Source organism: Acinetobacter haemolyticus (assembly GCF_900406815.1).
Lineage (GTDB): Bacteria > Pseudomonadota > Gammaproteobacteria > Pseudomonadales > Moraxellaceae > Acinetobacter > Acinetobacter haemolyticus_A.
Map to the genome: position 1 here is coordinate 154,767 of NZ_OVCN01000006.1, position 9,468 is coordinate 164,234.

Below are 9,468 nucleotides of genomic sequence, written 5' to 3' on the forward strand. Positions count from 1 at the left end.
GACCTATGAGTCTTGACGGTTTCTAAAATCTACAGCAGCAGTGAATAAAACGTCAGTGGATGAGTTGAGTGCAGTTTCAGTCGAATCCTGTAATACACTGATAATCATACCAATCGCGACAACCTGCATGGCAATTTCAGATGATATACCAAATAAGCTACAAGCAACAGGGATCAGGAGTAATGAACCCCCAGCAACCCCTGAAGCACCGCAAGCTGAAACTGCAGCAACGATCGATAAAATCACCATTGTACTAAAATCAACATGAATACCGAGTGTGTTCACAGCTGCTAGTGTTAAAACAGTCACTGTGACAGCTGCACCAGCCATGTTGATCGTTGCACCGAGTGGAATAGATACACCAGCAGTTGCTTCATTCACCCCTAAGCGTTGCGCAAGATCTAAATTTACTGGAATATTGGCAGCGGAACTACGTGTAAAGAAAGCTGTGATTCCACTTTCTTTCAAACATTTGAATACCAACGGATATGGATTCGAGCGCATAGTAATACCCACTAAAATTGGGTTAATCACTAATGCAACAAAGATCATTGTACCGATGAGGACCATCAATAAATGTGCATAGCTTGCCAGCGTTGCAAACCCAGCATCTGCAAAAGTAACCGCAACTAAACCAAAAATACCTACTGGTGCAAAAGCAATAACGATATGAATAATTTTATTCACTGCATTGGAAACGTCGGTAAGTACATTCTTCGTAGCATCAGAACTATGACGTAATGCTAAGCCTAGACCAACTGCCCATGCCAAAATACCAATAAAATTAGCATCACTAATTGCTTGTACAGGGTTTGCGATAAAGCTGAGCATCAGGTTTTTTAGGATTTCTGCAAGGTTACCTGGTGCTTGTAATTCTGATTGCGCCGCTAAATGTAAAAATAGTTGGCTTGGGAATAAAATACTTGCCAACACTGCACTAAATGCAGCAAGTAGCATTCCTAAAAGATAGAGTGTCAGAACGGGTTTTAAATTAGAGTTTTGACCGACTTTGAAGTTTGCGATGGATGAAAGTACCAGCACAAAAACTAAAATTGGTGCGACAGATTTTAAAGCCTTGATGAATAACTCACCCAATAAACTTAGGTAAGGGGTAACATTCGGGAAGAGCAATGCCACGCCGACCCCTAAAAAAATAGCGATAATAATTTTGCTAACTAAACTCAAGCGAGACAATACATTAAACATATGAAGGCCTTATAAACCTATGCACGATTTAAGGTTAAACAAGCGCCGTATTCTATACCTAAGAACCGTGAATATTAAAATTTTTTTTGCAAGTGAATTGCGTTAAAAATAATTTAAAAAATAACACAATGTTTTTAAAAAGTATTTTTTAAAAATATGCCATATCTTTTTGAGTAAAAAAAGAGCTAAAAATTAATTTTTTGTCATACTAACATCTGAAAGTTGTTGTATCGCTTGGTAATGGGTTAGAAAAATTCGTCCAGACAATTCCTTGATCAAAGCTGATTTGACGAGCTTTTCCATCACAGGACTTTTTACTTCGGAGAGGTGTAATTGAATATTCAAAATTGATAATTCAATGTTGATCTCCTCTAACATTTCAAGTGCACTTAGATCGATATTGCTAATGCTTGAACAGTTAATGACAACATGTTGTATTTGTGGGTTTTGGCTTAAATTCGTAATGATATGGCCTTTTAATACGTGGGCATTGAGAAAGCTAAGATTCTCATCAACACGAAAAGAGACGATATGAGGTGAGGTGATCACTTTATAGCGAGATATATTTCTAAAATGTTGTGTGCCTTCTACCAACCCAATGACAGCGATATGTGGGCGGCTGACACGCCATAGTAACAGTACAAAAGTTAAAATAATTCCAATAATCAATCCAGTGGTGATATCAATACAGGTCACCCCTATAAAGGTTGCCCACATCGCTAAACCATCCGCTTTCGAATACCGCCATGTCTCAATAAATGGGCGAGGTGTTACGAGTTTCCAGATGGAAACAAAAATAGTCGCAGCTAACACTGCTAGAGGTAGATTTTGAAAAAAGCCAGTAAAATATAAGCTGACGACGATCATTAAAATAGAGGATAGGACACCAGCCATAGGGGTTTTTGCGCCCGCATCTGCATTGACCACAGTCCTTGAGAGACTTCCTGAAACTGCAAATCCAGAATTTATACCTGCAGCAATGTTGGCTAAACCAAGTGCGATCAGTTCTTGATTACTGTTCAAATCATCACGTTTTTTTAACGCAGTGGCTTGAGCAATAGCCAATGACTCTATAAAGCTAATCATGGCAATCATAAATGCACTTGGTAGCAGTTGTAGGACTAAGTTCCAGTTCCACGAGGGAAAATGAAAGCTGGGTAAAGCAGAGGGAATGACGCCTACCGTTTGAATAGAATAATCGTTCGTAGGGCTAATAAATGTCATCACGGAAATAGCGCAAAGTAAAATCAATAATGGAATAATTCTGTTTAAAAAATCTGAGCCAATTAATTTAGGCAATAAAAACAGTAAAACAATTGAAATGATTCCGATACTGAAGTTGCTTAAGCTAATCTGATGGAAATTTTGTTGAAAGCTGATAATAAACTCAGGAATATTGTTCGCTTGCAAAGTAACAGCGAATAAAAACTTGAATTGTCCCAATGCGATCAATAAAGCAGAAGCAATGATGAAACTTTTGATCACAGGATGGCTTATCAGTTGAATTAAAAATCCAAAACGAAAAATCCCAAGAACAAATGAAATTAAACCTACTAGAATGGCCAGTAGACAAGCAGCCTCAATATAGGCTTGAGATCCCACTACAAAAAGAGGGTTTAATGTTGCAAACACCATCATGGAAATAATGGCAACAGGACCAATCGAAAGAGTTGAGCTACTTCCTGTAAAGGCATAAATGATCATCGGTAAAATACTCGCGTATATACCCATAATCGGAGGTAATCCCGCTAACATTGCATAAGCCATGCCTTGAGGAACCAACATAGCTAAAACAATGAAGGCAGCAATTAGATCAGCCCTAAAATCTGCTTTTTGATAATGACGCAACCATTTTCGAGCTGGAAATAATTTGTCAAAATCAGGCATTAGCAATTTCATGCATAATATTCTAAATCATAAATTCATATATATTATGCAGAAAAAATGCTAAAGAAAGGAGGGGTAATTTAAACTTGTGTTTGAGGACAATAGTGTTTGTATAAAGTTTGAAGAAGAATGCTGAGTTTGGGGTCGAGTATAGAATAAAAAATTTGCTTGCCATCTCGTCGAGTAGAAACCACTTTACTTTTACGTAACATCATCAGTTGTTGAGAAAGTGTGGGTTGAACAATTTTTGTTACTTCAGCAATTTGAGAAACATTGAGCTCTTGTTGAGTTAGATGGCACAAAATGATTAATCGGTCAGTATTTGCAAGAGATTTAAGTACATTTACAACGATATCAGCAGATTCTCTCATTGCTTCAATTTCAAGATCCTTTTGCATACGCTCATCACTACCAGAAAACCGGGTCTAGTATAAGGTGAGAAATAGAAAAAAATGTAGTAAAACTGCATAATTGCAATGGATTTTAATGACATGATATATCAGTTAAACCAATAAGCATATATATTTTTGTGATTCATTTCTCATAAACAAACGTATTGTAGATTCAATTCACATGCATATACCTATTGTATAAAAAGCAAACAATATCTTGAGTTGAAGCTGTTATTGTTAATATTTATTAAATAATAAAATTAAGTAGTTAATATATCTAAAAAATATATAAAAATTTAAAAAAAAGATTGTGCTTTGTGTAAAAGTGTATACAATTGCTCATAAGACAGAATAATCTGTCTGCATAAAAAGGATCGGAAATGTGAAAACATAACCGCCAGAGGGTAATAATACTTATTATTCTTTTACACTCAGACGCAAGCGTGAGCCAGAAAAAAAATTATAAATCACGCTTTATTTTTTTATCGAATTCTTTTTATTAAGCTATCCCTTTATTAATAAAGGGATAGGGTTGTTTTATGTAAGTGCTTGCTCAAAACTGATCAAGTGGTTTACACGTTTCCAGTATTCATTGATATCGACTGAGCTTTTGTTGACATGTGCCTGTATTGTCATGCCATCAAGTATGCTTACAATGAGAGTCGCAAGATGAATCGGGTTTTGAATATCAAGATTTGCGAGCAAATTTTCAATGAGGGCAGTCAACCAAATTTTGTATTGGGTAGCAGGTTCCAAGGTTGAAGGATAAATTTTAATAACTTCTTCAAGTGCTTTTTGGAACATGCAGCCATTAAAATCGTCGCTGTGGAACCAAGCTGAATACCATTCAAAAATTGCTTTAAGCTGTCCCAAATGATCTGTTGGGTCGCATTCTGCAAGAGTTAAGTTTAATGAGGCTTGTAAATTTTGATTGCGTTGAATCAGACATTCTTGAATTAATTTTTCCTTAGAAGGGAAATATTTATAAAATGTCATCTTAGCAACGTTAGACTCGCTGATAATTCGATCAACCCCAACCGAATTGTAGCTATGCGAGTTAAATAGTCGTAGTGCAGTGGTAATAATATCTTCTTTTTTTGACATATAACGCCTCGAGTTTGCTCGTCATCAAGAGCATCTTTTTGCATTTCATCATGCAATTTTGGCGAATAGTCTACACCTTATCAAATAAATATCATAGCGAAAAATAACAATATTTATTTGTTTGATTTTAAATTTTACTATGAAACAGATGAGTTAAAAATAACAGCATGAATTTATAATATTAATATCTAAACTATATATATGAGTTAAGAGAGAAATATAAAAAATAAATTGTGATTAACTTTAGTTTATACAGATTATCGTTAAATAACTAAGTACATTATTTTAAATAATAATCATTTTCATTTTTGAATTAAAGATCAATTGTTGCGACACAATTGATCTTTAATGATGTATAAACAAGGAGGAATTAGCGAGGGAGTCCACTCAGGAGTTGTGCAAAGTTATGGTAAAGCATAGATTGTTGCGTTGAGGTATAAACTGAACGTTTAATTACTCCTTTATTGGTATCTATAGTAAGATCCACATTTTTGGCATTTCTCAACTCATACAAAAATGAACTCGGAATAATGAAAGTATTAGATGAACGTTTTGGAATCAAACGGTTTATATATTTTTGCTGGCTTGACCCTATAGGTGCATAGCTAAATGATTTGCCGTCGACGGTAAAAGTAATGTTGCCGATATCATAATAGTCATAACTACTTGTTAGTGCGACATCAAGCTTTAGTTGTTGTTTGTTTTGCTTGTCCCATTCAACCACCACACTCGGACAAAGTTCGTTCGCTTTACAGGTTAAAGAACCCGCTGTTGCTATAAGATCATTGCTGTTACTACTTGTTGATGTTACAGGTGTGGCACAAGCAGCAAGCGTGAAAGAAAGGCCAATTAAGGCAATGATTTTTCTCATATTTAAATTCTCTTGAATGAAATTTTTTAACGTGAATGGTGGAGCTGTGGACCAAGAAACTCAAATGGCTTGGCAATTTTAAATTGATTCGTGGCATCACCAGCAAAGCTATTCTGCTGATCTTTGCCAAGATCAAGTTTACGCGTTATTCCATCTTTAAAATTAATTTTCTTTAAATCTATCCAAAAAACATTTGGGGAAACTGCAGATTCGAAGAAATATAATTGCTGTTTATGATCTGCTACAGTTCTCCAGCGTGTTGAAGAGATATTCGGTTCTTCTGCTGTATTTAAACCATAGGGTACAGATGCATTGCGAATAACACTAAATACAGAGGCGATAGCATCTTTGGGATTATCATTTTTAGGAATTGCATTAATATAGAATGATGCGCGTGCAAATCGGTCCGCCGCGCGATTTGTACCAGGTAGCATAACGGTTCCACCTATTTGCTGCCAATAGCTATTTAATGCAAGTTGCTGGTCAAAGGTTGGTGAATTGGTCATAACTTGATATTTCTTATGATGATGAATAACTTGCTTACCACCAATATATTCAACAATTGCACTGTCGCCAGTTTTATCTGAAATCGACAAGTGTAATGTTGCTAGACGTTGCTCACCAGGAACGTTGTCTGTAATCAGATCAAATGGTTCTTTCTCTATGGTTTTAACAGCTTCAGCTACTGTTGAGAAATTATCAAGTACGTATTGTGCCCAAGCGGAGATACTTAATTGTGGTTTGCTTGATTTTTTAGTGTCAGGGTATTGAGATTCTACTAACCAAAGCACATTTGCCACTAAGCCTGCTTCATTCATTCCATCTGTTGTCGAAATATCATAGCCAGTTGCGATCACACTACCGTATTTGGATTTCCATTTCAGTGATTTTGGTCCAGCATTGCTATCACGTTCGATACCGCTTGGCATAATCCAAAGGTTTGTTCCGACATCAACTTTCCAATCCATTGAGCGTGCAGTAATAATATGATCATTGTTGCCTAAATACACCGCTCTAGTGCAAGCGTGAACCGTCTGAAGAAAGAGGGAGGAAGCAATAAATGAACAAACTAAAGTTTTTTTAAGCATAGTTGGCACCGTTGTAATCAAAAAATAATTAGCTTTAATGTATGTTTAATATTATTAATAAACAGTTTATAAATTTTTTATTGTTATTCAAATATTAATATGTAATTTTTATACCAACAATTGGATTACAACTTTCGAGTATAGTTAATGACCTGTAATAAAACGACATAATTGATGTGTTTTATATCCTTCTATAAATTTACTCGAAAGTCGTTTCTAAAAAGTTAATTTGGAGGCAAAAGCATCACGATTGCATTATTCAGTAATTGAGCAATATCTTCTAAAACTTCATTTTGATTGAATTGCTCATTAAACTCTAAGCTTTCACCATCTGCGATTTTCTTTAATTCATTTTCAAAATTTTTGGACACACAAACATTTTCACTGTTTGCCCAGAAATCTAAACCCTCACCTAATTTTCTGTAGAGCAGTCTTGATGCTGGTTCAAGAATTAACTGATAACCAGTACCAATCACCTCCAGTAAATCTTCTGCTGTAATTTCTTCTGGTTCAGGAATACTGTTTGGATAGTTTGATTCACTCATATAAGACATAATTGCTGCTTCAAACTCAGGTGCTTGAGTAAGGTATTCAAGCAATTGTGTTTTTAAATAAGAGAGCTCAGTACTGTTAATCTCGCCGATTGCAGCGGTGTGTTGACGTACAATATCAATCAGTGGTTTTTTGAGTGAATCATTTTCAGCGAATTTATCACTGACTTGATCAATCATTTCTGAAAGATTCGGCATACGGAAGCCAAAAGAAAATGTTAAGCAGTCATCTTCTGCAACACCATAATGTGCAAGCCCTGGTGGCACATAAAGTAAATCACCTGGTGCAAGTATTTCGTCAAACTCAACATGCATTTCAGCAAGAAGTTTGAGAGGCTGATCAGGAATAAGAGCAGTTGATTCATCACATTTTTGACCCAATTGCCAACGACGATGACCGTAACCTTGTACTAAGAAAACATCATAAAAGTCAAAATGTTTACCAACAGATCCTCCTTTAGGTGCATAAGACACCATGATGTCATCACGTCGCCACTGCGGAATAAAAGGAAATTTCTTCCACAACTCTGCAATATCAAAAGAATAATGGTCTACTGCTTGTACCAGAAGTGTCCAAAGGTTAGGTAGTTTTTGGAAATCACCTTTGGTAAGTGGTGACGATTTTACATGCCATTCATTTGGATTTTTATTTTTTTGACGGATTAAGCGAGCTGTAACATCTTCTTCCAAAGCAAGTTCTTGAACATCGGCTGACTCTAATAAACCAATAATTTCAGGCATCGCATTACGGACGAGTAAAGGTTTCTTTTGCCAATATTCGGCAAGAAATTGTTCTGCAGTAATACCGCCTAAAACCGTCAAAGATTGTTGAGACATAAGGAGAAAACCAAAACGTATAAATTTAAGGTGTATTGTCTATGGAGTTGAATGTTGGCGCAAGCATTGTTGTGATGTAATCATTTCAGAAATAAAATTATCGGAATGTACTTAATCTTGATCAATTAGCAGCGTATTCGTTCACAGCCTTTCAAAAAAACAGTATGCTTAAGATGCGAAAAGGGAGCATACATGTATCAAGTACTGGCAAGAAAATACCGTCCTCGTAATTTCAATGAGTTAGTGGGTCAAAATCACGTTTCTCGTGCTTTAACTAGCGCTTTGGAGCGTGGGCGTTTACACCATGCTTATTTATTTACTGGTACGCGTGGGGTAGGTAAAACCACAATCGCACGTATCTTAGCCAAGTGTTTGAATTGTGAGACTGGTGTAACTTCAACTCCTTGCGAAGTATGTACTACCTGTAAAGCGGTCAATGAAGGACGTTTTATAGATTTAATCGAAATTGATGCGGCATCACGTACCAAAGTCGAAGATACCCGTGAACTCCTCGATAATGTTCCTTACGCGCCGACTCAAGGTCGATTCAAAGTATATTTGATCGATGAAGTACACATGCTTTCCACGCACTCTTTCAATGCCTTACTTAAAACATTGGAAGAACCACCCGAACATGTAAAGTTTCTATTTGCAACGACAGATCCACAAAAGCTGCCAATCACCGTCATTTCGCGTTGTTTGCAATTTACTTTGCGACCTCTGGCTGTAGATGAAATTACTGAACATTTAACAGCGATCTTAACTAAGGAGCATATTGATGCAGATCGAGATGCAATTTGGCAAATTGCAGAGTCTGCACAAGGTTCTTTGCGTGATGCGTTATCTTTAACTGACCAAGCAATTGCCTATGGCCAAGGCGCAGTGCATCATCAAGATGTCAAAGATATGTTGGGCTTGATTGATCGTACGATTATTTATGATTTGATTTTAGCGATTCATCAAAATCAGCAGGCGCAAGTCAGTCAATTGCTGATGCAATTTAGACAACAAGCATTAGATGTTTCTTTGGTTCTTGATCAGTTGGTTTCGACATTGCATGAATTGGCGATGTTGCAGTATTTGCCTGATCTTGCCCTAAAATACAGCGAAGAAATTAATCAGAAAATATTACATCTCGCTCGTTTAGTCTCAGCACAAGATTTACAACTTTACTATCAGATCGCCTGTAAAGGTCGAGCTGAGCTGCAACTAGCAGTCACACAAGAACAAGGTTTTGAAATGTGTGTGCTGCGTATGCTTGCATTTCGACCGCTACATATAAATGAAATCACAGTTAATGATCATTCGAATGTAGCAGTTGATACAACAATATCTCAACAGTCGATTCAAAGTTCAGGTGTCGAACAACAGCTTGCAGTCGATTCTAAATTAGTTAATGTTGAACCTGAACCTGAACCTGAACCTGAACCTGAACCTGAACCTGAACCTGAACCTGAACCTGAACCTGAACCTGAACCTGAACCTGAACCTGAACCTGAACCTGAACCTGAACCTGAACCTGAACCTGAACC

8 protein-coding genes are annotated in these 9,468 nt (G+C 36.6%); 1 reads left to right on the forward strand and 7 read right to left on the reverse strand.

Annotated elements, in window-relative coordinates; translation table 11 throughout:
- Positions 1–3: 3 nt before the first annotated feature.
- From sstT to DK207_RS06055, 7 genes are all read right to left on the reverse strand, one after another.
- Positions 4–1,206: a serine/threonine transporter SstT gene (gene sstT, locus DK207_RS06025; protein WP_109440385.1), complete on the reverse strand. Its 1,203-nt coding sequence runs from the start codon at positions 1,204–1,206 to the stop codon at positions 4–6.
- A gap of 192 nt (positions 1,207–1,398) precedes the next feature.
- A complete protein-coding gene (locus DK207_RS06030) occupies positions 1,399–3,105 on the reverse strand; it encodes a SulP family inorganic anion transporter (protein WP_109440386.1) in 1,707 nt (568 codons plus the stop codon).
- A 68-nt stretch (positions 3,106–3,173) separates the two neighbouring features.
- Positions 3,174–3,491, reverse strand: a complete 318-nt coding sequence (locus tag DK207_RS06035; protein ID WP_109440387.1) for an ArsR/SmtB family transcription factor — start codon at positions 3,489–3,491, stop codon at positions 3,174–3,176.
- 531 nt (positions 3,492–4,022) lie between these two features.
- The gene (locus tag DK207_RS06040; RefSeq protein ID WP_109440388.1) at positions 4,023–4,589 is read right to left on the reverse strand and encodes a TetR/AcrR family transcriptional regulator; all 567 of its coding nucleotides are present in this window, start codon (positions 4,587–4,589) and stop codon (positions 4,023–4,025) included.
- A 370-nt stretch (positions 4,590–4,959) separates the two neighbouring features.
- Positions 4,960–5,460: a hypothetical protein gene (locus tag DK207_RS06045; protein WP_109440389.1), complete on the reverse strand. Its 501-nt coding sequence runs from the start codon at positions 5,458–5,460 to the stop codon at positions 4,960–4,962.
- A 26-nt stretch (positions 5,461–5,486) separates the two neighbouring features.
- Positions 5,487–6,548, reverse strand: coding sequence for a linear amide C-N hydrolase (locus DK207_RS06050; protein WP_109440390.1), 1,062 nt, complete (start codon positions 6,546–6,548; stop codon positions 5,487–5,489).
- A 224-nt stretch (positions 6,549–6,772) separates the two neighbouring features.
- A complete protein-coding gene (locus tag DK207_RS06055; RefSeq protein WP_109440391.1) occupies positions 6,773–7,936 on the reverse strand; it encodes a cupin domain-containing protein in 1,164 nt (387 codons plus the stop codon).
- 192 nt (positions 7,937–8,128) lie between these two features.
- On the opposite strand from DK207_RS06055, the gene dnaX reads away from it, so the two are divergent.
- Positions 8,129–9,468: DNA polymerase III subunit gamma/tau (gene dnaX / locus DK207_RS06060; RefSeq protein ID WP_109440392.1), on the forward strand; the 1,340-nt coding region annotated here is incomplete at its 3' end.

Excerpts from the sequence above, each read along its gene's own strand:
- sstT (WP_109440385.1), bottom strand. The coding sequence starts at position 1,206 with ATGTTTAATGTATTGTCTCGCTTGAGTTTAGTTAGCAAAATTATTATC.
- DK207_RS06030 (WP_109440386.1), bottom strand. The coding sequence starts at position 3,105 with ATGAAATTGCTAATGCCTGATTTTGACAAATTATTTCCAGCTCGAAAA.
- DK207_RS06035 (WP_109440387.1), bottom strand. The coding sequence starts at position 3,491 with ATGCAAAAGGATCTTGAAATTGAAGCAATGAGAGAATCTGCTGATATC.
- DK207_RS06040 (WP_109440388.1), bottom strand. The coding sequence starts at position 4,589 with ATGTCAAAAAAAGAAGATATTATTACCACTGCACTACGACTATTTAAC.
- DK207_RS06045 (WP_109440389.1), bottom strand. The coding sequence starts at position 5,460 with ATGAGAAAAATCATTGCCTTAATTGGCCTTTCTTTCACGCTTGCTGCT.
- DK207_RS06050 (WP_109440390.1), bottom strand. The coding sequence starts at position 6,548 with ATGCTTAAAAAAACTTTAGTTTGTTCATTTATTGCTTCCTCCCTCTTT.
- DK207_RS06055 (WP_109440391.1), bottom strand. The coding sequence starts at position 7,936 with ATGTCTCAACAATCTTTGACGGTTTTAGGCGGTATTACTGCAGAACAA.